This window comes from Aeromonas sp. A600620 (genome assembly GCF_029479985.1).
Classification (GTDB): Bacteria; Pseudomonadota; Gammaproteobacteria; order Enterobacterales; family Aeromonadaceae; genus Aeromonas; species Aeromonas veronii_A.
Genome location: NZ_JAAKXB010000004.1, coordinates 1 through 23,096, shown reverse-complemented (window position 1 = coordinate 23,096; position 23,096 = coordinate 1). Strand labels below are relative to the sequence as shown.

Here is a 23,096-nt window from a genome sequence, read left to right as displayed (position 1 = left end):
AAGCCCCGCACCTCGCGGGTTGAGGGACTCTTATGCTGGATATTCACTGGCTGCAAACCTTTGTCACTCTGGCCCGATTGCAACATTTTGGCCAGACCGCCACCGAACTGCACATGACTCAGCCCAATGTCAGCCTGCATATCAAACGGCTGGAGCAGGCGACCCGGGTGCGGCTGATCGAACGCAGTCCGTTTCGCCTGACGCAGGCGGGGGAGCGGCTGCTGCAAAGCGCCGAGCGCACCATCGCCGAGTTGCAGCTCTGCCAGTCCGATCTCAATGCCCTCAACCAGCTGAGTCAGGGGACGCTGGCTATCGCCGCCAGCGACATCATCTCCCGCCTGCTGCTTATCCAGCCGTTCCAGCGCTTCAAGCGGGAGTTCCCCGGCATCGACCTTACCCTGTTCAACACCACTTCGGATCAGGCCGCCGAGCTGGTCAAGGCGGGCAAGGCGGATCTGGGTTTTGTCATGGCGCAAAAGCGCAGCGAGCCGCTCTTCTACACCGAGCTGCAACAGGTGACCTGGTGCGCGCTGGGCCACGGCCTTGCCCGCTGGCAGGCGCGGGCGGTGGCGGGGGAGAGCGACCCCCTCGACGAGCCGACCCTGATCCTGCTCGGTCACGACACCCGCACCCGGGCGCTGATCGACCCGTCCCTGCCGCTGCTGGCCTTGCCCCCCTGTCGCATCATGGAGGTGGGCAGCGTGGACGCCCAGCTCGATTGGGCCGAGGCAGGCTTTGGTGTCGCCATCGTGCCGGATTTCTCCCTGCATCCGCGCCTCAACCTCACCGCGCCGGTCACCAGCCTCGGCGACTTTCCCGGTACCAGTCTGGGCTACGTGGTGCGCCAGAATCAGGTGTTGTCGCGGGCCATCAAGCAGTTGCTGCACTGGGTGGAGGAGGAGATCCAGAAGCCCAACCCCTATCTGACCCGGGTGATGGAGCCGTAGCGGGGCGGCAAGGTGAGCAGGCCTATCGGGGTGACTGTGCTGCCATCAATTGCGTCACTATCGAACGCGCGTAAACAATCAGGGCAGCCGAGGCTGCCCTGATGAGTTTGTGGGCGCTGACCATTCAGGGTTGCAGCTGTGTGGCTGCGTTGGCGGCAGGGGAGGGCAGTGTATCGGTTTTATCCTGCTGCGAGGTTTCGCCAGTCACCGCACTGCTGGCCGGCTGGTTTGCCTGTTCTTGTAGCGAAGTGGCCGCAGAGGCGCTCTGTGGCAACTGAGTCGACACGGCAGCCGATGGTGATGGAACCGTTGACACTGCAGAAGAGGCCGAAGGGGCCCCGCGTTCACCCTCGGTGGCTGGCGCAGTGAGCTCAGAGGTGACCTCGAGCGCCTCTTCGGGCAAGGGATTAACCTCTGTGGCTTCTGTTGCCACTGCGGCACTGCTGGTGGCGGTCGCGTCGGAGGGCGCCTCAATGGGCGCAGTCGTCCCGTTGGCGGCGCTCACCGGCCCTGTCGTGGGCACCGCCTCCGAGGCCGATGGCGCTGGTGTTAACGGCTCCGGCGTCAGCTGTTCCGCAGTTAACTGCTCGGGGGTCAGTGGCAAGGGGGCTGGCGGTTGATCCGACATCCCCGCATGGAGGGGCAGCTCGGTTTGCGCCTGCAACTGCTCGGGCGTCACCTTGCTCAGGGCGGGATGCAGCCGACTGAACTGTTTGACCCGGGCCAGCAGGGTATCGCGCACGGTTCGGACGATGGGGTCCGGCAAGCTGGCCAGCGCCACCAGTTCAGCACTCATCCCGATGTTGTTGATGGCGGTGGTCTGCCCCGGATAGAGGTTGGCGGCGATGCGGCTGCGCTGGTAGTAGGGGTGTTGCTTGAGCAGCCTGTCGATCTGCTCCCCTTCGATGGGGATGAGGCGCACCTTGCAGCGGCTGATCAGATCGCCGACCGCCAGACTGGGGTGACCGGCAACCACAAACGCGGCATCCAGCGAGCCATCGCACAGCCCTTCCAGCGGTTCGCTGTCCGATTTGAGCTGATAGGCAGCAAACTGCCCGGGTTGCCATCCCATGGCTGCCATCAGGGCCTGGCTGGTGATCTGTTCACCGGCGCCCTTGTTGCCGGGATAGACCCGCTTCCCTTCGATATCTGCCAGGGTGGTGATGCCGCTATTGGAGGCGGCCAGCAGGGTCAACGATTCCTGATAGAGGCGAAACAGGCTGCGCAGCTCATTGTTGGCCCCCTGCCCGCTGAAGGGGCCGGTGCCGTGCAGGGCGTGGTGCAACACATCGGACTGCACCAGCGCCAGCTGTACGTCCCCCTTGTCGAGTGCCTTGAGGTTGGCCATCGAGCCACGGGTGCTCTGCACGGTGCAGCTGTCCCCATGCAGGGCATGGCCGGCATTGAGCACCCGGCAGATGGCGCCACCGGTCGGGTAGTAGACCCCATTGAGCGGGCCCGTTCCGATAGTCAGCGCCTGGCTGCCAAAGGGGAGCAGCGCAGAGAGTGCACAGAGTGGGAGCAGAAGGTGATGCAAGATCCGTAGAGACATAATTGACCGTTGACTGAGTTGACCGCTGGCTGATGACACAGGGAAAAGGGATGGGGCTTGCCCATCCCGTTGCTGGCTGATCAGGGCTTGCTGTGGTTGAGGATTGCCCGCTCCATCCGCGCCAACGCGTCGGTCAGTCGTGCCCTGGTGCAGCCGAAGTTGAGCCGCACGAACTGGCCGTCGCCAAACTGGGCGCCGGGGGAGAGACCAACCCCTGCCAGCTCGAAGAAGGCGATGGGATCGGCAAGGCCAAGTGCGCTCACATCGATCCAGGCCAGATACGTCGCCTGATGACTGGCCAGCTTGACGCCGGGCCAGCGGGCAACCGCCTGCTGGATCAGGGCCAGATTGGCCGCCAGATAGTCGAGTTGCTCGGTCAGCCACTGTTCGCCACCCTCATAGGCCGCTTCGGCGGCGACAAAGCCCAGCAGGTTGACGTCGGCGCTGATGCCGCGCATCGCCTGTTGCAGCCTGAAGCGCAGACGGGCGTTGGGGATAATGGCGAAGGAGCAACAGAGACCAGCGATATTGAAGGTCTTGCTCGGGGCCATCATCACCGCGCAGCGCTCGGCCGCTTGCGCACTGATGGCGCCGTAGGGAATGTGGCGGGCGTTTTTATCCAGCAGCAGATCGCAGTGGATTTCATCGGAGCAGATCACCAGATTGTGGCGCGCGGCGATGGCATCGATGGCCAGCAGCTCGTCACGGGTGAAGATGGTGCCGCCCGGGTTGTGGGGGTTGCAGAGCAGCAGTAGATCTGCGGCGGGTGCCTGACGCTCCAGCTCTGCCAGATCCAGCACCCAGCGACCTGCCTCTTCAATCATCGGCACGGTGAGCAGGGGACGATCATTGAAGCCCGGCGCCTGCAGGAAGGGGTAGTAGACCGGCTTGGGGGTGATGATACCGCGGCCATGCTGGCTCCACGCCTTGCAGGCAAGGTTGAGCCCCGGCACCACGCCCGGCAGGAACACCAGCCATTCGGGCTCGATGGCCCAGCCATAGCGGGTCGCCATCCGTTCGATAATGAGTTCGATCAGGCGCGGCGAGGGGCGTGAATAGCCGAAAATGCCGTGGGCGACCCGTTTGGTCAACGCCTCAATCACGGACGGGGGGGAGACAAAGTCGGTATCGGCAACCCACATGGGCAGCACATCCTGACCCTTGTACTTGTCCCATTTCAGGCTCATGGTGCCACTGCGGTCTACTTCCTGATCAAAATCAAACATGCGAACTCCTTGTGCTGGCAGGATGGGCTTTCACTCTACGGGGTCGCGGCCTCCCTCGCAAGGCGCACACCTGCTTATGCCATCCTTGAGCCCGCTCTTGATAGTGACATAAGATAGGCGCCGAATTTTCATACGGCTGCCGCCCGTTAGCCCGTATCGTCCTTCCAATCAGTGGTAACCCTATGAGCTTGTCGATAGCGGCGGTCAAACGCCCGGACCCCGTCTCTCTTTCATTTCTTGCCGTGACCTTTATGACCGGCGTCGCGGTGGCACTGCAGGTGCCTACCTTAAGTCTGTTTCTGGCCGAGGAGGTGCAGGTGCGCCCCTTTCTGGTCGGGCTCTTCTATACCATCAATGCGGTGGTGGGCATTCTGGTCAGCCAGTGGCTGGGCCACCGCTCCGACAACAAGGGGGAGCGCAAGCGACTGATCCTGCGCTGCTGTTTTGCCGGGGTGGCGCTCTCCTTGCTGTTTGCCTGGAACCGCAACTACTGGCTGCTGGCGAGTCTGGGGGTGATGCTGGCTGCGCTGGCGGCCACTGCCAGTCCCCAGCTGTTTGCGCTGGCGCGGGAGTATTCTGACAGCCGCAACCGGCGGGCGGACATGTTCAGCTCGGTGATGCGGGCCCAGTTTTCGCTGGCCTGGGTCATAGGCCCACCCATCGCCTTCGCGCTGGCCATCGGCTACGGTTTCGAGCTGATGTACCTGGCTTCGGCACTGGCCTATCTGCTCTGTGCCCTGGTGGTGTGGCGCTGGCTCCCCTCTCTCCCTTTGCCCAAGATGGCTGAAGAGAGCGAGCGGGTCAGCAGCTGGCGGGATCCGGCGGTGCGGGCACTCTTTATCGCCTCAACCCTGATGTGGACCTGCAACAGCATGTACCTCATCAATATGCCGCTCTACATCACCCGGGAGCTCGGGATGGATGAGAAGCTTGCCGGTATCCTGATGGGCACGGCAGCGGCGCTGGAGATCCCCTTCATGCTGCTGGCGGGTTATTACACTGCCCGTTTTGGCAAGCGCCCCATGATGTTGCTGGCGGTGCTGGCTGGCGCGGCCTTTTACACAGGTCTGGTGACCCTCACCGACCAATACGCCCTGATCGCCTTGCAGCTGTTCAACGCCATCTTCATCGGTATCGTGGCGGGGATCGGCATGTCCTACTTTCAGGATCTGATGCCGGGGCGAGCCGGGGTGGCGACTACCCTGTTTGCCAACAGCATCCGCACCGGCTCCATCATGGCTGGGGCCATCGCCGGTGTGGTGGCGGAGGTGTGGAGTTTCCACGGGGTCTTTATGGTGGCGCTGGGATTGGCGCTGGTGGCACTGGCCGCCAGCTGGCGGGTGCCCAACGTCTGACAGGGGGGCTGGCTGTTAATTTGTCGTGTTGGGGCTAGGCGTGCGGAAGCGGCGCTGATTCGCCCTGATATTCGTTGCGCAGGCAGCGCAGCAGCAGCTCGGTCGCAGGACCGAGAGATTCGGGGGAGAGGGTCAGCAGATAGGTGTAGAGGTGGCGCTCGTTGCCGCTCTCCAGATCCAGCTGTATGAGTGACCCTTCCGCCAGCTCCCGCTCTACCAGATGGCGCGGCAGCCAGGCATAGCCGAGGCCGAGGCGCAGCATGGCGAGCACTTCGTGGTAGTGGGTCGCCTTCCAGCCGGTGTCATCCGCATCATTCCAGTCCACCGAGCGGTGAATGGGGGGATGAAGGCTGATCTGGTTGTGGCTGGTCAATACATCGCTGCGGATGGGCCCCTCCTCTTGCGCCAGCGGATGGCTGGCGGCGCAGAGGGGCAGCAGGCACACCTCGTCCAGCAGCAGACCGGTGCGATCGCCGGGCAGGTGCTCGGAGAGCATCAGGTCCCCCGGTTGCAGGGCGTTGAAGTGGCAGTGAATGCGTTCGTGCAGGTTGACCCGGCAACCCCGGCTGCGGGGATAGAAGCTGGCCAGCGCCCGATAGAGGCGATCCCTTGGTTGCAACGCCGAAACATAGAGGTTGATCTGCGGCTCCCACTGCCGCTCCAGGTTGTTGGCCAGATTCTCCAGCTCTTCCACCTGTTGGCTCAACTGACGGGCCCGCTTGAGGAAGATCTCGCCCGCCGGCGTCAGCACCGCCTTGCGGCCGCGCACCTCCAGCAAGGGCACCCCCAGACTCTGCTGCAACTTCGCAACCGCATGATTGAGGGAGGACTGGCTCTTGTTCAGCGCCTCGGCCGCCTGGGCGTAGCCGCCGCAGTCGACCACCGCCTGAAAGATCCGCCATTGCTCAAACGTGCTCTTGGGACGAAACATAGTTCAACCTGATTGGAGATAGGATGGTCAGTGGTTCGAACAGGGAGCCTGTGCTCCCTATTCAATTTAACCCCTGCCGCACAACACTCTGGGTATTTTATTGATTTATTTGGGCTGAGCCACAAAGGTTTGGCCGGTTTTGCCGCGGCTGTCCGACCCCATCAGGTAGAGGTAGAGCGGCATCAGGTCGGCCGGAGTCTTGAGGTTCATGGGATCTTCCGCCGGGAAGGCGCTGGCGCGCATCTTGGTACGGGTACCGCCCGGATTGAGGGTATTGACCCGCACACCTGTGTTCTCAAGCTCGTCGGCCAGCACTTCCATCATCCCCTCGATGGCAAATTTGGAGATGGCATAGGTGCCCCAGTAGGCGCGCCCCTTGCGTCCCACACTGGAGGAGGTGTAGACGATGGAGGCATCGCCCTGCGCCTTGGCGGTCTGGCGCAGCAGCGGCAGCAGCGCCTGGGTCAGCAGGAATTCCGATTTGACGTTGACCTGCATCACCTCGTCCCACTCCTTCTCCTGAATGTGTTCAAACGGAGAGAGGGTGCCAAGCAGACCGGCGTTGAACAGCACGCCGTCGAGGCGGCCAAACTGCTGGGCGAAGGTTTCGGCCATGCCGTGGTAGTGGGCGGCGGTGGCCCCTTTCAGATCCACCGGCACGATGGCGGGCAGCGGATAACCGGCCGCTTCAATCTGGTCATACACGGCTTCGAGTTTGGCGCTGGTGCGGCCGAGCAGGATCACGGTGGCACCGTGAGCGGCGTAGGTGAGGGCGGCTTCGCGGCCGATCCCGTCGCCGGCACCGGTGACCAGAATGACTTTATCCTTGAGCAGATCGCGGGGTGCCTGATAATCGAGCATGACAACTCCTGTTAACAAATTCCGGCCATAAGTGCATGGCAATCGGCGCCAAGTGTACTGATCCGCGCGCCTGTTTGACCAGCCAGCGGCAAGAAAAATGTGAAGAAAATAGAGAGGTTGTGATGCTCGGGTTGGTTTTTCATGGCACTGGCAGCGATTTTTTGCGCGCCTCCATCAAACTCCCTAGAATGTGACGAAAACCGATCCATTCTGGAGTCCATCGTGACATTTCTGACCGAATATGGCCTGTTTTTGGCCAAGACAGTGACCTTCCTGCTGGCCATCGGCGCCATCATCCTGATGATTGTCAGCACTCGCCAGCCGAAAGCGCGCAAGGGGGAGCTAGTGGTGACCGATCTCTCGAGCGAGCTGGAGCAGGGGCAATTTGCGCTCAAGAGCGCGCTCGCCAGCAAGACCGAGCGCAAGGTGCTGGAAAAGCAGCAGAAAGAGGAGCAGAAAAAGCGCGCCAAGGCGGGGGATGAGCGCAGTCGCCTGTTTGTGCTCGATTTCAACGGCAGCATGGATGCCAAAGAGGTGGCCTCTCTGCGCGAAGAGGTGAGCGCGGTGATTGGCGTCGCCCAGCCCGGCGACGAGGTACTGCTGCGGCTCGAATCCGGTGGCGGCGTGGTGCATGGCTACGGCTTGGCCGCTTCTCAGTTGCAGCGACTGCGCGATCGTGACATCAAGCTCACCGTGGCGATTGACAAGGTGGCGGCGAGTGGTGGCTACATGATGGCCTGCGTGGCAGACAAGATCCTGGCTGCCCCCTTTGCCATCGTCGGCTCCATCGGGGTGATCGCCCAGCTGCCGAACTTCAACAAGTTGTTGAAAAAGCACGATATCGAATTCGAGATGCACACTGCCGGTCAGTACAAGCGCACTATCACCATGTTCGGCGAGAACGACGATCTGGGGCGCGAGAAGTTTCGCGAGGAGCTGGCGGCGATCCACGAGCGCTTCAAGGCCTTTGTGGCCGAACACCGCCCGCAACTCGATATCGATCAGGTCACGACCGGTGAGCACTGGCTGGCAAGTCAGGCCAAGGGGCTGGGGTTGGTGGATACCCTCTGCACCAGTGATGACTATCTGTTGGCGCAGGCGAGCCACCACAAGGTGATCGGCATCAGCTATCGCAAGCCAAAAAGCCTGACTCAGAAGCTGGGACAGCAGGGCGCACAGGCGCTGGAGGCAGGACTGGGGCGGTTGTGGCAGCAGAGCCCCTGGCGCTAAGCCCGGCCCCCTGGCGCTAGCCAGAGGGAAATCCCGCGATAAAAAGGCCAGCCGATGCCCATCGGCTGGCCTTTTTGCATCCGGTTGCACCTTGTCGGTGAGCGAGGGTTGTTTCTATTGAGACCCTCTGTTACAACTGAATGCTTTCCCCGTTTATGACAGGATCTTGTGGTAAGAGCTGCGGGGCATGGAGCAAAGCGATGTCATGGAGCACCTTCAGGCAATTTACCCCGCTGGTCTGGATCGTCATTCTGGGCACCTTTATGGTGCGTACCAGCTACTACATGGTGTGGCCCTTCCTCTCCATTCTGCTCTATCGGGAGTATGACCTTTCGGCCACCTTCATCGGCCTGTTGCTGGGGGGCTCAATGGCCCTCTCTACCCTGGTCAGCTTTTACGGCGGCTGGCTCTCTGATCGCTTCGGGCGGCGCAGCATACTGCTGGCCGGTTGTCTGGTGGCGATGAGCTGTTTCGGCCTGCTCGGTTTCTCCCATGCGGTGTTCTGGCTCGGGGTCGGGGTGATGGGCAGCGGCCTCTCGTCGGGGCTCATCGATGCCCCCGGCAAGGCGTTGATGGCTGACAGTCTGGCCTCGGCCAAGGCGCGGGAGCTGGCACTGCACCTGCGCTATTTTCTGCTCAACCTGGGGGCGGCGTTGGGGCCGCTGCTGGGGGTGACCCTCGGGATCAACGCCCAGCAGGAGACCTTCCTGTTTCTGGTGGTGAGCTATCTGCTGCTGGCGCTGGCCTTTGGCTGGGGATTTCGCCGGGCTGGCAGCACAGGCAAGCCGGGGGCGGCTGGCCCCGGACTGCGGGATGCCATCAAGGTGTTGCTGGCGGATCGCGCCTTCTTGTTGCTGGTGATGGCCAATCTCCTGATGGTGCTGGTCTACTCCCAGTTTCACTCGCCGCTGGTGCAGTACCTGACCCGTGCCGGTATGCCACAGGTGGCCGAGCTGGTGGCCCTGCTGGTGGCGACCAACGCCCTGACCGTGGTGCTGCTGCAATTTCCGCTGCTGCGGTTGTTGTCACGCTGGCCGGTGCGGGTGCGGCTTCATATCGGCATGGCTCTGTTTCTGGCGGCCCAGCTGCTGTTTGCCGCAGGGGATCCGCTGGTGCGTAGCCACTGGTTTGGCGCTGTGCTGCTGCTCAGCATCGGCGAGACTATCCTCTTCCCCCTGCTCAACGTGCTGATCGACCAGATGGCCCCCGCTCATCTCAAGGGGAGCTACTTTGGTGCCAGCGCATTGGCCGGGTTGGGAGGGGCTGCCGGCGCCCTGCTGGGAGGCTGGATCCTCGAGCAGTGGAGCGGGCAGTTGCTCTATGTGCTGATGGCGCTGCTTTGTGTGGCGATTTTTGCGCTTTATGAAGCTGGCGCCCGACATCATGGTCGGCGAAGTGCCCGGCAGGAGTCGGTGATAGGCTAACGGGGCTGACTTCGCCGCTGGCCAGCCCCTTATGGTTCAGAAGGTCAGCACCTTGTCGGCAGCCAGGGTCCATTGGGCCAGCATCGGCAGGGTGCCGACCTCAATGCCCTCGATCAGCGGCAGGGCGGTGATGCCACGGGCATCGGTGCAGGTCTTGCACAGGCGAATGGTGACGCCTTGCGCCAGCAGGATCTCCAGCATCTGGCGCAGGTTGTATCCCTCGGCCGGTGCCTGACCGGCCAGCGCTGCACTCACCGCATCGGACATCAGGAACAGCTTGAGGCTGGCACCCCCCTGTTCGTTGAGGGCGATAGCGAGACGCAGGGCGTTGAACAGGGATTCGCTGCCATAGGGGGCCCCGTTGGCAATGACCACAATTTGTTGACTCATAACAGACTCCAGATTGAAAAGAGCGCCATTGTAGAACCAACAGGTTGCCAATTGCGTGATGTTGCACAACTTCTGTCGCACCTTTTTCCCGCTTGCTTGACCCTGCTGCCGATCGAGGTTTTTATGGTCAGCTCGCAAACAAGACCGGATGAATCGAGATGTGGAAAGTATTGGGAGCCGGCTTGCTGCTGTTGGCGGGTCAGGCCTTTGGCAGTGAGGCGGTCGGTTGCAAGGCTCGTCTGCAGGCCGTCAATGACCAGCTGGTGTTTGCCAAAGCACACAACAATGCCGGGCAGATTGCCGGGCTCGAACAGGCAGCACGCAATATCAAGGCCAACTGTACTGATGAAGGTCTGCTCAAGGAGCAGAAAGAGCGGGTTAACAAACTGCGCGGCGAGGTGGACGAGCGCCTGCTCGAGCTGCAGGAGGCGAGAGTCAGTGGCAAGCCGGACAAGATTGCCGACAAGCAGAGCAAATTGGAGCAGGCACAGACCGACTTGCTGACGGCGCAGCGGGAACTGGATGAATTGCACCGGTTGGTAAACAAAAAATAGCCATCATGGAGATGATGGCGGGATCAAAAAAGGCCGGGATTTCCCGGCCTTGTTGCATTTACTGTCGGTGCATCTGTACAAACTTCTTCATCAGCAGCGCTGCGGTTTCATCATATGGACGGGCTCCCGGAGGATGCAGCCTGTGAGTTGTTGATGCTGATACCGAGGTTACTGCCGATGCATCCGCACAAACTTTTCCATCAGCTGATCTTCGGTTTCCACATGAGCGGGATCCCAGATGATGCAGTCGATAGGGCAGACACTGATACAGGTCGGCTTCTCATAGTGACCGACGCACTCGGTGCAGCGACTGGGGTCGATCTCGTAAATCTCCTCACCCAGGCTGATGGCCTGGTTCGGACACTCGGGATCACACATGTCACAGTTGATGCACTTGTCGGTGATGAGCAGTGCCATCTCAGGCGGCCGAGTGGGGCTGACGGGTATCCTGACGCTCACCGAGGTTGCGCAGCAGGATGCCGTAGTTCACGTCCACTTCCTTCGGCACCGGCACATAGACTACGTGGCCGTTGCCCGGTGCGGTGTCGATCAGCTCGCCCTTGCGGTTCTGCATCAGCTCCAGATTGAAGCTGAGGTTGCCCTGCGGGGTCATCAGCTCCAGGCTGTTGCCCACCAGGAACTTGTTCTTTACCTCGACCTCGACCATGTCACCGTTGCGACCGGTGATCTCGCCGACGAACTGCTGGGTGTCGGAGACGGAGTAGCCGTAGTCGTAGTTCTGGTATTCGCTGTGGTTGTGACGGCGCAGGAAGCCCTCGGTATAGCCGCGGTGGGCCAGATTTTCGAGGGTGCCCATCAGGCTGCGGTCGAACGGACGGCCTGCAACCGCATCGTCGATGGCCTTGCGATAGACCTGGGCGGTACGGGCGCAGTAATAGAAAGACTTGGTGCGCCCTTCGATTTTCAGCGAATGGACGCCCATCTTGGTCAGGCGCTCGACATGTTCGACGGCGCGCAGATCCTTGGAGTTCATGATGTAGGTGCCGTGCTCGTCCTCGAACGCGCTCATGTACTCGCCCGGGCGGTTGGACTCCTCCAGCAGCACCAGTGCATCGCTCGGCTTGCCGAGGCCCAGCGTCGGGTCAACTTTCTGCACGGCGATGGGCTCCTGACGGTGGACGATCTGGCCCACGTCATCTTCTTTACCTTCGTGAACCTTGTACTCCCAGCGGCAGGAGTTGGTGCAGGTGCCCTGGTTGGGGTCGCGCTTGTTGATATAGCCGGAGAGCAGACAGCGGCCGGAGTAGGCCATGCACAGAGCGCCGTGAACGAACACTTCCAGCTCCATCTCCGGCACCTGCATGCGGATCTCCTCGATTTCGTCCAGCGACAGTTCGCGGGAGAGGATGACCCGAGTCAAGCCCATCTGATGCCAGAACTTCACCGTGGCCCAGTTGACCGCGTTGGCCTGCACCGAGAGGTGAATGGGCATATCAGGGAAAGCTTCGCGCATCATCATGATGAGACCGGGGTCTGACATGATCAGCGCATCTGGCTTCATCTCCACCACCGGACGCATGTCGCGGATAAAGGTCTTGAGCTTGGAGTTGTGGGGCTGGATGTTGGCCACCACATAGAACTGCTTGCCGAGGGCATGAGCCTCGTTGATGCCGAGCTGAAGGTTCTCGTGATCGAATTCGTTGTTACGCACCCGCAGACTGTAACGGGGCTGGCCGGCATAGACTGCATCGGCGCCATAGGCGTAGGCGTAACGCATGTTCTTGAGGGAACCTGCGGGGGAGAGCAATTCTGGTTTAAACATGTCGGACTCTTTATGTCTGATTGCAAATCAGGACAACGCCACCTGATGGCGTCGTAGTGGTTGAGTTGCGGTGCAAGATGGCCTCCGAGAGGATGCTCAATGCAGCGCGACCCGATGACGGCATATCCGGGGTTATCGAAAGAAGATGCGCCGGATATTCGGGGTGCGAGATTGTACTCGCCCCCACGTCATCATGCAATTTGGCAGGAAATTGTTGGCTGCGCGAGCCGACAGGATGCCGAAATGAAACAGCCGCTCAGGCCCAGCGGGAGAGGGGAGATGGCATGGCATGGGCATAACCCTGCTGATAGTCACAGCCGAGCAGGTTGGCTACCTCGATGTGTTGCTGGGTCTCAACTCCCTCGCACACCACCTTGGTGCCGAGCCGCTGCAGGTACTCTACCAGACCGGTGAGCATCCGCAGTGCATGGCTACTCTTGGTCGCTTGCAGCAACAGGGAGCGATCCAGTTTGATGATCTCGTAGGGCAGCGCCAGCACCCGTTGGAAGTTGCACTCCTGGGTGCCAAAGTCATCGCAGACGATATGGGCGCCGTGGCTGCGCAACACTTCAATCAGGGCCAGCTCCTTGTGCTGTAGCGGGGCGTGCTCGAGTACCTCGAACCAGATGTCGAGCCCTACCTTGCGCGCCTGGATCAGTACCAGCAACAACAGGTTCTGGTAGGTGGGGCTGTTCAGAGTCGGGTTGAGGTTGATTGAGAGCAGACTGGTGCTGCTCTGCGCGAGCGTCGGCAGGTCGCGCAGAATCGCTCTGAGCATGACGATGTCCAGATGAAGGGACTCCTCATCGCTGAGGGAGAGAAAGTCGATCCCCTGATAGCGCTGCTGGCGGGGTTCCCAGCGTCTGGCCAGCGCTTCAAAGCCGATGATCTGGCTGTTCCGGTCAACGATCGGCTGATAGAAGGGGATGGCAATATCCGCTGTTGCCAGGGATGCCACGTCACCGACCGAAAACTCTTCTTTGAACGCAAACATGGCGCTTACCTGTTGATAGACATAGGGGCGCATAATACAACAGGGATAGCAGAATGACCTGTAGGAATCATCTGATAATAAGAGTGCGCCTGTAATCAAAATAGGAATTCTCTTATTAACGTAATTTGTGAACTTCAATAGACTAGATACAGTTATATGCTTTTTTCTTTTCGAAATCGAAGAGTTAAGAATCATGCTGTATTAAAAATTAGTGGAAGGCTCATGAAAAAAATATGTTCTGCATTCATTATTTTGATGTTCTTTAATAAAGATGTTTTTGCTTCTGCTGAAATAAATATAGGAACTTTGTATGACTATATGAATGGCCAGCAAAGTACCTATTTAAAACGGGTTCGTAATCAGGGCGATAGCACTGCCTTTATTAAGGTGGCAATCCACGAGATCATCTACGATGAGATGGGAAAACCATCAGAGTTGGCTGAGTTGACCGAAGGGCCTCGGCCGCTGATTGCTAGCCCCTCTCGCATGATTATTCCGGCCAATGGCATGCAGGCTACCCGACTATTATATATGGGGGGGCGGGACAAGGAACGTTACTTCAGAATTCGCTTCATTCCTGTTTTGCCAAAACAGGAGGATGGATTTGACTTGGGGGCCAATATAGATTCAGAGAGTCAGCAGGCAGTTTCAGCGGGTGTAAATATATTGACTGGCTTTGGCACAATTGTCTTTGTCATGCCTAAAGAAAGTCTATTTGATACCCAATTTATAAAAGAGGATTCCACGACAACAGTCATTAATAAAGGAAATACCACTATAGTGTTGGATTTTTTTGAAGAATGTGATTCACGGGGAAAAAACTGTTCAACGCCAAGCAAGATTCATTTGTTGCCAAACATGTCTAAACAATTAGTCAAAAAAAGTAATCACCTCTATCAGTTTTCATTGATAGAGGGTGATAAGAGCAGAAGCATCGTGATTGGTCACTGATGTTTCATATTCCCAAAAAGGAGAGAGTAATGAAAGTATGGATAGCAGTCCCTTTGGCCATGCTGGTGTCAGCCAATTTGATTGCTGCTGAACGTCTTGAGCATCAGGTTACAGTGACGGCTCAGATCCCGAGTGAGGCTTTCTATGTACAGCCGACAGGCGGTGACAACTGGATGAACGTACCGCAGAAGCTGGCTTACAACCCATATACCAAAAAGTTGGACAAGCTTACCAAGCAGTTGGATGTAAAAAGCACAATCGGAGCAATTACCGGTTATTTGACCAATCCGGCCATGATGGCCAGCGGTAATGACAACATCGCATTGACCGTAAAAATTGGTGGGGTCACGTTGGGGACAACATCCGTGGAAGTTATGAAGGCGGATGATGCCAAGACCGGCAAGTTGCTCGGGTTGGAAGTGATCCCGGCGGATGCTCCTGTCGCGGGTTATAAGCCAGGTAACTACCAAGGTGTGGTCAACATGATTTTTGAGTCGGAAGCTCCCAAAGGAGAAGCACCCAAAGGCGGCGTATAAACCGATTGATGGAGGCTCCCTGCATCAAGGGAGCCTTTTTGTCTGTGCTTAGAAGAAGTGGGATAGATACATGCAGTATTTCTCTTTCCTGTTGATCCTGGTTGTGTTTTGCGCACCTGCCTGGGCCACGGGTAGGCATGTTGCACAACCCCTTGATCTGTTGCAACAAGTAGAGGGTTTGCCTGATGGCTTTGCCGATCACTTCTTCGGCGTCCCGCTGGCGGTGCGCATTCTGGTGGATGGGCAGTTGTTGGGGGAAGGCGAGATAGTGCTGGGCAAAGACACCAGCGTACAACTGTTGGCTCTGACCAGCAGCCATGAAAGTGAGCTGGACGAGCGTAGCCGTCAGCGTTGGACCAAGGCGCTGGAGGCATCCCATCGACTGGGCCCATGTCAGAATCCATGCGCTGACGAAGTGCTGGCGCTGGAGTACAGCCTAGAGAACTCCCAGTTGTCGGTGCTGACGGCCGGTGCCGAGAAGGGACAGCCGCAGAACCGTTATTACAATCTGCCCAGTGGGGGCAGCTATGGCGCCCTGTTGCGCCATCAGTTGAACCTGACCCAGGAGGAAGGTGAGCTGCGTAGTGGCCGTTACAACCTAATTGCACAGGGAAGCATAGGCCAATGGACTCCGCTGTTTGAGGGAGAAGTGAGCCGGTCAGGAAATGGGCAGGTGGCGCAGCACCATGTACAGCAACTTTATGCCGAGCATGAAGGAAAGGGGCACTTCTATAGGTTGGGCTACTTCTCGCCTTATGCACAAGGTTTGGTGCGTCAACCTACCCTGTTTGGCGGGGGAACCCCGACCGTGTTGGGTGTCATGCTGGGGGACTCCGACACCCTGTTGATAGAGCAAGGCCAGGCCAGTACCACTCCTGTCTATGTCACCCCGAGCCGGCCCGGCATGGTGGAGATCTATCGGGATGGGCAGCTCATTAACTCGCAGCAGGTGAGTTCGGGGCTGCAGGCACTGGACACCAAGGTGTTTCCTGCTGGGATCTACGAGGTGGAACTGCGTGTGCTGGAAGATGGCCAGATTACCGAACGGCGGCGCGAGATGATCTACAAGCCGATGAACTGGCAAAACCCTGATGAGGCATGGCGTTTCAACCTGTTTGCTGGCCAGCAGACCCGCCTGTTCAGCAACTTGGAAGAGGACACTCCCAGTCCTCTAAGTAGCGGTATCATGCTCAATTATTTGCTCACTCCCTCCGTGATCGTCGGGGCATCCAGCCAGTATATCGACCAGCGCTGGCAGCACGGCCTTTCTGCCGACTGGAGCCTGAATGATCAGTGGCGGCTGTTTGGTAACCTGATGTCGACACAGGAACTTGGAAGCGGCTTCGATCTGCAGGCCTTGTATCACTATGGCGAGGGTAGCTTGGTGCTCAGCCACCAGCAGCAGCACCAGAAAGGGCCAGTTTGGGAGGGGAGTCACGACCTCAAGCAGAGCAATATATCGTTGCAGCAGCGGCTCGACGAGCGACACTTTGCCAACCTCTATTTGGCACATCAGGCGGAGCGTGGGTTGGGGGTTGATCTGGGCTGGCGTTACAACGGCGAGCTACTCGGTCAGACGGTGAGCTGGAACCTGACGGTATTTGACCGGCCAGGTAGCATCAGTACCGATAACGCGAGGGACAGGGGGAGTATGCTCTCTCTAAGCATGAACTTGGGTGGAGAACGTAGTCAATTGGCTGTCGGTATAGGTAGTCGAACCTCCCGTTCCGGCGGGCAAGAGCGTAACGGATCTCTCAGTTACCAGCAGTTACTGGAGTGGGGGGCCCTGCAGAGCGTCGGGGTAAATCTGACAACTGACAGTTATGGCGTCGGCACAGCAGGCTATGCCAGGTTTCAGGGGGATCTGGTCAGTGGTGATGCCTACCTGCTGTCTTCCTCCTATAACCGTACTCTGAGCGGTGGGCTCAATCTTGACAGCACCCTGGCGTTTGGTGATGAGGGCAGTCTGACCATGACCGGCCAATCTCAGGGGTATGAGGCGGGCATGATAGTGGATCTGGAGTCCGATATGCCTGATCTGATCTTGCGTGCCGATGACGATCAGGGTGGTAATTTAAAGTTGCGGCCAGGGCGCAACCTAATACCCGTAGCAGCCTATCGCAGCGGTGCTGTTGAGCTGGATCTGGCTGGCCATGATGCCCCCTCGGTGAGCATTCGCCCCAACGTGTTGCCTTATCACCTCAACAAGGGGGGGGTGGCCTATCATCAGGTTCACGTCATGAAGACGGTAACAGTCATTGGTCGTCTGTTGGATGAGAAGGGGGCTCCTTTGAAGGGGGCAATGGTTGTCAATCATGCAGGTAGAACCATGAGTGAAGTGGATGGTTTTTTTGCCGTTGAGATGAGCGCCCGCAATCCAATCTTGAAAATGGAGATAAACGGCATTAGCCAGTGTGAGACTGTTGTCGATGTCCCCACCTTACCAATAAATAGCAGAATACTATTTTTAGGTGATCTAGCCTGTCACAGTTTAGAAACAAAATTGAGTTCAGTTAAATATGATTAAAACATTAATTTTTATATTTATATTTATGATGCCATTTACGATGGCGCATTCCGTCGTTTTGAAGGTCAATGCAGAATACTCACAATCACGGGATAACCCTGGAAAAAATGAATTTAGAATTACAGACCCTTGTATAAAACTACCACTATCTTATTTCTGTGATGATAATGTGTCTAGAGTGGTTGCTGTGGATGCAGATATTGACAAACCAATATTTAGAGGTAGTAATGCATGGGACCGATTTTTTTTCCATAGCTTCCCTAGAGAAAAATCTGTCACACTGACTAGTCCCACAGGCAGTAAAGTGAACATGAAATTCTCCTTTACTCATACCGGCTATACTCTAAAAAATGTAGGGGTGGATATTGGTGATGCATATCAGGCGCATCCTAACTCGAACTGTTCCCTAGTTGATCGAGATACCGCGAGTAGCACCAAAACAGTATTTTATTCAATCGCGGCCAACGCTCAAAAAAATGGGGGTTCATGTTACACGAAAATATATCCAAACCCAATTAAAAGGATCAATGCGATAATAAGTAAATATTATTTTGGTTATAAACTTTCTGCTGATAACATAGATACTATTCCGAATGGTCGATACCAAGGAAGAGTGACACTTACTGTTGGTTCATCAAACAAAGATCTTGATCTTGGTAATTCGGCATATAGAGCACCATCAATTATCGAAATGGATATATCTTTAGTTGTAAGAAATCAAATGAAAGTAGAGTTTCCTCATGGTAGTAATACAGTTGTCTTGACGCCACCTAAAGGCTGGTGGAATTCCACATTGCCTACAGTATTAAACTCAACGTTACCTGTGAGAATATCAAGTGATACGCCTTTCTGGATCGGTTTGATGTGCCAGTATACACATGTGGGGGGCGGGCAATGTGAAATAAGAGATCGCTCTGGTAGCCATAGAGTACCAATTGTTATTTCACGTAATAATGCATATGGGAAGTTTATTTTAAGTCCATCCGTGAAAGTGCCATTTAAGAATAGTAAAGAAAGTGCCAATGATTTTTTCTTATTTGAAATAGAACAGTCTAAAGTTGATGAAATGAGGAAGCGACCAGGAGCTACATATAAAGGCATTGTGACATTAATTGTCGATGCAACAATACCTGTTGGTGGTATGTAATATTAAACTAAACCGTTATTTTGTGCATAAAAAAACAGTTCACTATCGCTTTGCAAGCCTAGGCGCATCATGGCGCTCTTTTTCTGTGTACTGATGGTCTTCACACTGCGATTCAAGTGTTCTGCTACCTGGGTGACCGACATGCCACTGGCCAGCAAACGCACTACCTCGCTCTCTTTTGGTGTAAGCGGGGTGAGATCGGTGTGACGAGATATGCCTGCCTCAGTCAGCAGGTTTTTAACAGACTTACCTATATAAGTGTGGCCAAGCAGCACTTGGCGAATGGCTTCTGATAACTCAGTGATAACAGATTTTTTTAATATCAGGCCACTAATCCCACATTGAAGCAGAGCCTGTAATATTGCATTGTTGTGGAGTTGTGTCAGTACAATGATCGCCAAATTGGGATACTCTCTGCGTAATTGCTGTACCATTACGAGGCCATCACTGCGACTATCACCCGGCATGCTGAAATCCGTTATCAGCAAGTCACATGGCTGTTGCCTTAATAAAATATACAAATCAGAAACCCTATATGCCTCTGCTACGACATCACAGCGTGGGGTTATTTTTTCAATCAGGCTACGGATACCAGCTAAAATCAATGGATGATCATCAGAAAGTATAATCCTAAAGGTCATAAGTGAGTCTCTCTTGATGCGATTAGTAAAATTAAGGCTATCAAAGCTGACATTGATATACTACCGTGCGATCCCTGTTTTTTATATGCATACACTGATTTGTAAAAATATGTAAACCACTATGTCGATATGTTGCTCAATAAAGTCATTGCTCAGTCAAATTACCATTATTGTTGGATTTTCTTTATTCTTTACCCCTGTGTTACAGGCTTCTGAGCCGCCTGAGGTTGCCACTATTGAAGTCGGTATATTAGCAGGAGGATGGGCTCCATTTCAGCGATGGGATGGTAAGGTTGCCGCTGGATTCAGCGTGGAATTAATGGAGCAATTAGCTAAAAAACTGGATTACCGGATTGCCTGGCATGCCTACCCTGACTGGGATGCCATGTATGCGGATATTTGCCGTGGCAAGATTGATCTCTTGCTCGATGCTTTTAATGCTGGGGGACGCCCATGTGTCACCTACAGTTTGCCCTATTACACCTCACCGACCGTGGTAGTTGTGCGTCAGGACAGCGCCCTCTTTCGCGACGTGAGCCGGTTACAGTCTGCGAGCATTGCCATCGAAAAGGGCTTTATGACCGAGACGCTGGTCAAGCTGCACTATCCGAAGGTCACACCGCGGCTCTTCGTAGATACTCGCAGCGCACTTCAGGCGGTGGAGCAAGGGCGAGCGGATGCCTATATCGGCAATCTGTATGTAGCCAATCTGTTTATCAAGCGTCACCCTGCGCTGGCGGTTGTTGCACAGTCTCCCCTGTTGATGGAGACCCTTCATCTTGCTGTTGCCAGCCAGAATCAAACGCTTTCTACCCAGCTTAATACTGCCATTCAGGCGTTGACGGTCGAGACCCGCAGCGAGCTTGAGAAGCGCTGGTTGGGGGAGAACCTGGTCCCCAACTTTATGGGGCACAGTAATTTTTTGCTGCGCCCTGATGAGCGAGCATGGTTGTCGGCTCTGCCACCATTGAAGTTGGGATTGAGCCCCAATTGGATGCCTTTCTACTATCGTGACAGGGATGGCAATCTGGTTGGAATGGTAGTTGACTATCTGGCGCTGCTGCAAGAGAAGCTTGGCTTGGCTTACAGCAGGGTTCCGGTTCAGAGCTGGCCTGATCTTCAACAACAGTTGCTGCATCATGATGTCGATCTTGTTGTGCTGCCAACCCGCATCATCGACAGGTTGATGGGGTGGCATGCCAGCCAGCCTTTCGCATCATTTCCCATGGTATTGGTGACGGCAAGCGGTACGCCCACCATAGGAGATATCACGGACCTGACAGGCAAGCGACTGCTATTGACCGACGGCATGTTAATTCCACAGATCAAGGCGCTGTTGCCGGATGTGACGATTAAGGTGACAAGCAACGCCAGTGAAGGGTTGGCGGCAGTTGCGGCTGGTGAGGGGGATGCCTATATCGGCAACCTGGTGGTAGTCTCGCGACTCATTGCGGATCAGTTTGAAGACCAGCTTAATATTGCGGCTCCTTCGCCCTTCAAGGATGAGCTGGTGGTAGCGGTACGTGAGCCCTATACCCCTCTCTTGCCTTTGGTCAATCGGGTGCTGGCCAGCATGAGCGACAAGGAGCGACGGCAGATCCGCAATACTTGGTTGGCATTGAACTACAGCGAGGGGGTGTCATGGCAGCAACTGATGCGCACACTTATCCCGCTGGGGTCGGGTATAACCCTCTTTATACTGGTTATCTGCATTGCGTATTGGCGCCTTCGTCAGGAAATTACCAGGCGCCGGCAGGTGGAGCTGGCACTGGCCAGAGCGAAAGAGCGGGCGGAATCGGCGGCGACCATGAAAGGGGAGTTTCTGGCCACCATGAGCCACGAAATTCGCACCCCCATGAATGGTATCGTCGGCATGGCGGAGCAGCTCACCTTCACCGAGCTGACTCAGGATCAGCGCCAGATGGTCGAGATCATCAACCGCGGTGCCCTGGGACTGCATGCACTGATCGACAATGTGCTCGACTATGCCAAGCTGGAGGCAGGCAAGATGCAGCTCGAGCAAACCCCGTTTCTCCTCCGTGAGCTGATCGACAGTGTGTTGACCATGACGCTGAGCGAGGTACACCGCAAGGGGCTGCGTGTCTACCTCTGGGCAGATGCTGGTGTTGCCGCCAGAGTAAGCGGCGATGCGTTGCGTTTGCGTCAGATCCTCTTCAACTTTGTCAGCAATGCCATCAAATTTACCGAGCGGGGCTTTATCGAGATTTCGGTGCAACTGCTGGCACAGGGGGAGGGGCAACAGCAATTGCGCTTCGGCGTGCGCGACAGCGGTATCGGCATGACACCCGAAGCGCTTGGCCGGATCTTCAATGCCTTTGAGCAGGCGGAGAGCTCTACCACCCGCAGTTATGGTGGTACTGGCTTGGGGCTGAGTATCTGCCAGACCCTGGCCACCTTGATGGGGGGCGAGATCCGGCTGGAGAGTGCCCCGGGGCTCGGCACTTTTATCACCTTGACAGTCACGTTGCCTGTTCTGGTACTGCGAGAGCCGGATCTCCGTCTCAATGGCCTGCAAGCCAGCATTGAACTGCATGACGATAAGCTGTGTCACACCCTGTTACTGCATCTTGACGCTCTGGGAGTCACGCGAACGTCGCCCCCTGATAATGCTCAGTTGCGTTTCAGTGACCATGACCTGGCGGCTGAGGGCGTTATCCGGGTGCTGCCGCTGGCAACCCCTCTTGGCTATCGCAGTGATGAGAAGGGTTACATTCTCAACAGCAATCCCATGACCTGGCATGCAGTGCGGGAAGTCTGCTATCGCCAGCTGGTCTTGAGCGATGAGACCGCCTCACAATTGATGCCCAATAGCGCTGCGCGTGGGTCCATGCTGCCCTGTCGGATACTGCTGGTGGAAGATAATCCCCTTAACCAGCAGCTGGTGATACGCCAGCTCGGGCAGCTCAAGCTGAACTGCGAGCTGGCTGAGCACGGCCAGCAAGCCCTCGAGATGGTCGCGCAGTATCCCTATGATCTGGTGCTCTGTGACTGTCAGATGCCGGTGATGGATGGCTATGAGTTCACGCGCAGGGTACGGGCTGGGGAGGATAAGAAGCGCTTGCTGATCATTGCCATGACGGCCAATGCCATGCCTGAGCAGGCTGAACGCTGCTTTGCCGCCGGCATGGATGATTTGCTGGGCAAGCCGGTGCTGCTGGATGGTTTGCGTCAGATGCTGCAAAAGTGGTGTATCCTGCCATCGCCATCCTTGATTGATGTCGCGGCCATGGAGGCATTTTTTGGCCAAGGTGACAAGTTACGGCAGATGTTTCCGCTATTTCGCCAGGAGCTTGAGCAAGCGATGGTGCAGCAGCCACAGGATGACAAGGCACTGGCGAATTGGGTGCATCGTCAGGCGGGGACCATCAGCATGATGATGGCGCCGCAGCTGGCTGAAGAGGCATGGCGACTGGAAGAGAAGATCCGCCAGCTCGGGTCCTCATCTTGTGCTGATGAGCTGACCGGATTTCGTGCCCAATTACAGCAAATCATCGGGGAGCTGAGGGGGTTAAGCGAACGGTATGAAGAGTCAGTTGTTGTCGAGGGAGAACTGAAATAAGGGGAACTGCTCACTCATAAAATCGCGGGGTGTATGGCCATTACCAGCCCCAGCCAGCCACTCCCAGTCCAGTCTTGGCGAGCCCGCTTTAAAGCGCTGGTAGGCCACTCCCTTGTGAACCGTCAGAAAAAGAGTCGTGGGGAGTCCCAGCTTGTTGCTGTAGCGCACCATCAGATCGCCCTGATAGTCGTTGCTAATTCTGACTTTGAGCGCCTGCAGTGTCAGACCTGTTGCGTGGCCATGCTCATCCCAGACTTCAAACATGATGTGAACACTCTGATGTTGATGATGCCACGATGAGCAAGGTGGGATGCAATTGCAACTGTCAAATCTGACAAGGGCGGAAAGTGTTAGTGGGCAAGAAAGCGAAAACCCGGCGCAAGGCCGGGCTTTCTGAATGATGGTGGAGGGAGAAGGATTCGAACCTTCGAAGGCAGAGCCGTCAGATTTACAGTCTGATCCCTTTG

General features: G+C 56.6%; 21 protein-coding genes. 10 read left to right on the top strand and 11 right to left on the bottom strand.

Features of this window, described 5'->3' with window-relative positions; genetic code table 11:
- Window positions 1-32 precede the first annotated feature (32 nt).
- Window positions 33-947, top strand: a complete 915-nt coding sequence (locus G5533_RS06950) for a LysR family transcriptional regulator (protein WP_005353868.1) — start codon at window positions 33-35, stop codon at window positions 945-947.
- 124 nt (window positions 948-1,071) lie between these two features.
- On the opposite strand, the gene G5533_RS06945 is transcribed toward G5533_RS06950, so the two are convergent.
- Together G5533_RS06945 and G5533_RS06940 are read right to left on the bottom strand one after the other, a co-directional pair.
- A complete protein-coding gene (locus G5533_RS06945) occupies window positions 1,072-2,499 on the bottom strand; it encodes a TAXI family TRAP transporter solute-binding subunit (protein ID WP_441254647.1) in 1,428 nt (475 codons plus the stop codon).
- Between the two features lie 80 nt (window positions 2,500-2,579).
- Entirely contained in the window at window positions 2,580-3,725 is a 1,146-nt protein-coding gene (locus tag G5533_RS06940) for a MalY/PatB family protein (RefSeq protein ID WP_441254646.1), read from the bottom strand.
- A 182-nt stretch (window positions 3,726-3,907) separates the two neighbouring features.
- Here G5533_RS06940 and G5533_RS06935 point away from each other — a divergent pair, with 182 nt between their 5' ends.
- A complete protein-coding gene (locus G5533_RS06935) occupies window positions 3,908-5,080 on the top strand; it encodes an MFS transporter (protein ID WP_441254645.1) in 1,173 nt (390 codons plus the stop codon).
- Between the two features lie 34 nt (window positions 5,081-5,114).
- On the opposite strand, the gene G5533_RS06930 is transcribed toward G5533_RS06935, so the two are convergent.
- From G5533_RS06930 to G5533_RS06920, 3 genes are all read right to left on the bottom strand, one after another.
- Window positions 5,115-6,011 (bottom strand): LysR family transcriptional regulator, encoded by an 897-nt coding sequence (locus tag G5533_RS06930; protein WP_227095061.1) that lies wholly within the window; start codon window positions 6,009-6,011, stop codon window positions 5,115-5,117.
- A 105-nt stretch (window positions 6,012-6,116) separates the two neighbouring features.
- Window positions 6,117-6,872, bottom strand: a complete 756-nt coding sequence (locus tag G5533_RS06925) for a YciK family oxidoreductase (protein ID WP_150995626.1) — start codon at window positions 6,870-6,872, stop codon at window positions 6,117-6,119.
- Window positions 6,873-6,883: 11 nt separating this feature from the next.
- Window positions 6,884-7,081 carry a hypothetical protein gene (locus G5533_RS06920; RefSeq protein ID WP_150995625.1) on the bottom strand — a complete coding sequence of 66 codons (198 nt, stop codon included), beginning with the start codon at window positions 7,079-7,081 and terminating at the stop codon, window positions 6,884-6,886.
- Window positions 7,082-7,094: 13 nt separating this feature from the next.
- Here G5533_RS06920 and sohB point away from each other — a divergent pair, with 13 nt between their 5' ends.
- Both sohB and G5533_RS06910 read left to right on the top strand, forming a co-directional pair.
- Window positions 7,095-8,102: a protease SohB gene (gene sohB, locus G5533_RS06915; RefSeq protein WP_421255664.1), complete on the top strand. Its 1,008-nt coding sequence runs from the start codon at window positions 7,095-7,097 to the stop codon at window positions 8,100-8,102.
- Window positions 8,103-8,302: 200 nt separating this feature from the next.
- Entirely contained in the window at window positions 8,303-9,526 is a 1,224-nt protein-coding gene (locus G5533_RS06910; RefSeq protein ID WP_441254644.1) for an MFS transporter, read from the top strand.
- Window positions 9,527-9,562: 36 nt separating this feature from the next.
- Here G5533_RS06910 and G5533_RS06905 read toward each other — a convergent pair whose 3' ends face one another.
- The gene (locus G5533_RS06905; RefSeq protein ID WP_043822380.1) at window positions 9,563-9,916 is read right to left on the bottom strand and encodes a DsrE/DsrF/TusD sulfur relay family protein; all 354 of its coding nucleotides are present in this window, start codon (window positions 9,914-9,916) and stop codon (window positions 9,563-9,565) included.
- Window positions 9,917-10,074: 158 nt separating this feature from the next.
- On the opposite strand from G5533_RS06905, the gene G5533_RS06900 reads away from it, so the two are divergent.
- Window positions 10,075-10,470, top strand: a complete 396-nt coding sequence (locus G5533_RS06900) for a DUF1090 domain-containing protein (protein WP_227342149.1) — start codon at window positions 10,075-10,077, stop codon at window positions 10,468-10,470.
- A 168-nt stretch (window positions 10,471-10,638) separates the two neighbouring features.
- Here G5533_RS06900 and G5533_RS06895 read toward each other — a convergent pair whose 3' ends face one another.
- The 3 genes from G5533_RS06895 to G5533_RS06885 form a co-directional block, all read right to left on the bottom strand.
- A complete protein-coding gene (locus tag G5533_RS06895; RefSeq protein WP_005334896.1) occupies window positions 10,639-10,887 on the bottom strand; it encodes a YfhL family 4Fe-4S dicluster ferredoxin in 249 nt (82 codons plus the stop codon).
- A 1-nt stretch (window position 10,888) separates the two neighbouring features.
- On the bottom strand, window positions 10,889-12,253 hold the full coding sequence (trhP, locus tag G5533_RS06890) for a prephenate-dependent tRNA uridine(34) hydroxylase TrhP (protein ID WP_421205236.1): 1,365 nt from the start codon (window positions 12,251-12,253) through the stop codon (window positions 10,889-10,891).
- Window positions 12,254-12,509: 256 nt separating this feature from the next.
- The gene (locus G5533_RS06885) at window positions 12,510-13,247 is read right to left on the bottom strand and encodes an EAL domain-containing protein (protein WP_421205238.1); all 738 of its coding nucleotides are present in this window, start codon (window positions 13,245-13,247) and stop codon (window positions 12,510-12,512) included.
- Window positions 13,248-13,469: 222 nt separating this feature from the next.
- Between G5533_RS06885 and G5533_RS06880 the strand changes: the two genes are divergently transcribed.
- The 4 genes from G5533_RS06880 to G5533_RS06865 all read left to right on the top strand — a co-directional run bounded on the left by G5533_RS06880 (window position 13,470) and on the right by G5533_RS06865 (window position 18,408).
- Window positions 13,470-14,198, top strand: coding sequence for a hypothetical protein (locus G5533_RS06880; protein WP_421205240.1), 729 nt, complete (start codon window positions 13,470-13,472; stop codon window positions 14,196-14,198).
- Between the two features lie 29 nt (window positions 14,199-14,227).
- Entirely contained in the window at window positions 14,228-14,734 is a 507-nt protein-coding gene (locus G5533_RS06875; RefSeq protein ID WP_421205242.1) for a CS1 type fimbrial major subunit, read from the top strand.
- 70 nt (window positions 14,735-14,804) lie between these two features.
- On the top strand, window positions 14,805-17,261 hold the full coding sequence (locus tag G5533_RS06870; protein WP_421205244.1) for a TcfC E-set like domain-containing protein: 2,457 nt from the start codon (window positions 14,805-14,807) through the stop codon (window positions 17,259-17,261).
- Window positions 17,254-18,408, top strand: a complete 1,155-nt coding sequence (locus tag G5533_RS06865; RefSeq protein WP_441254643.1) for a hypothetical protein — start codon at window positions 17,254-17,256, stop codon at window positions 18,406-18,408. Before G5533_RS06870 ends, G5533_RS06865 begins: the two co-directional genes overlap by 8 nt.
- 2 nt (window positions 18,409-18,410) lie before the next feature.
- On the opposite strand, the gene G5533_RS06860 is transcribed toward G5533_RS06865, so the two are convergent.
- Complete coding sequence (locus G5533_RS06860; protein ID WP_421255667.1) at window positions 18,411-19,049, bottom strand: response regulator; 639 nt, start codon at window positions 19,047-19,049, stop codon at window positions 18,411-18,413.
- A 121-nt stretch (window positions 19,050-19,170) separates the two neighbouring features.
- Between G5533_RS06860 and G5533_RS06855 the strand changes: the two genes are divergently transcribed.
- A complete protein-coding gene (locus G5533_RS06855) occupies window positions 19,171-22,629 on the top strand; it encodes an ATP-binding protein (protein WP_421255668.1) in 3,459 nt (1,152 codons plus the stop codon).
- Here the strand turns inward: G5533_RS06855 and G5533_RS06850 are convergent.
- Complete coding sequence (locus tag G5533_RS06850) at window positions 22,600-22,893, bottom strand: hypothetical protein (RefSeq protein ID WP_441254642.1); 294 nt, start codon at window positions 22,891-22,893, stop codon at window positions 22,600-22,602. The genes G5533_RS06855 and G5533_RS06850 overlap by 30 nt on opposite strands.
- Window positions 22,894-23,096: the final 203 nt, after the last annotated feature.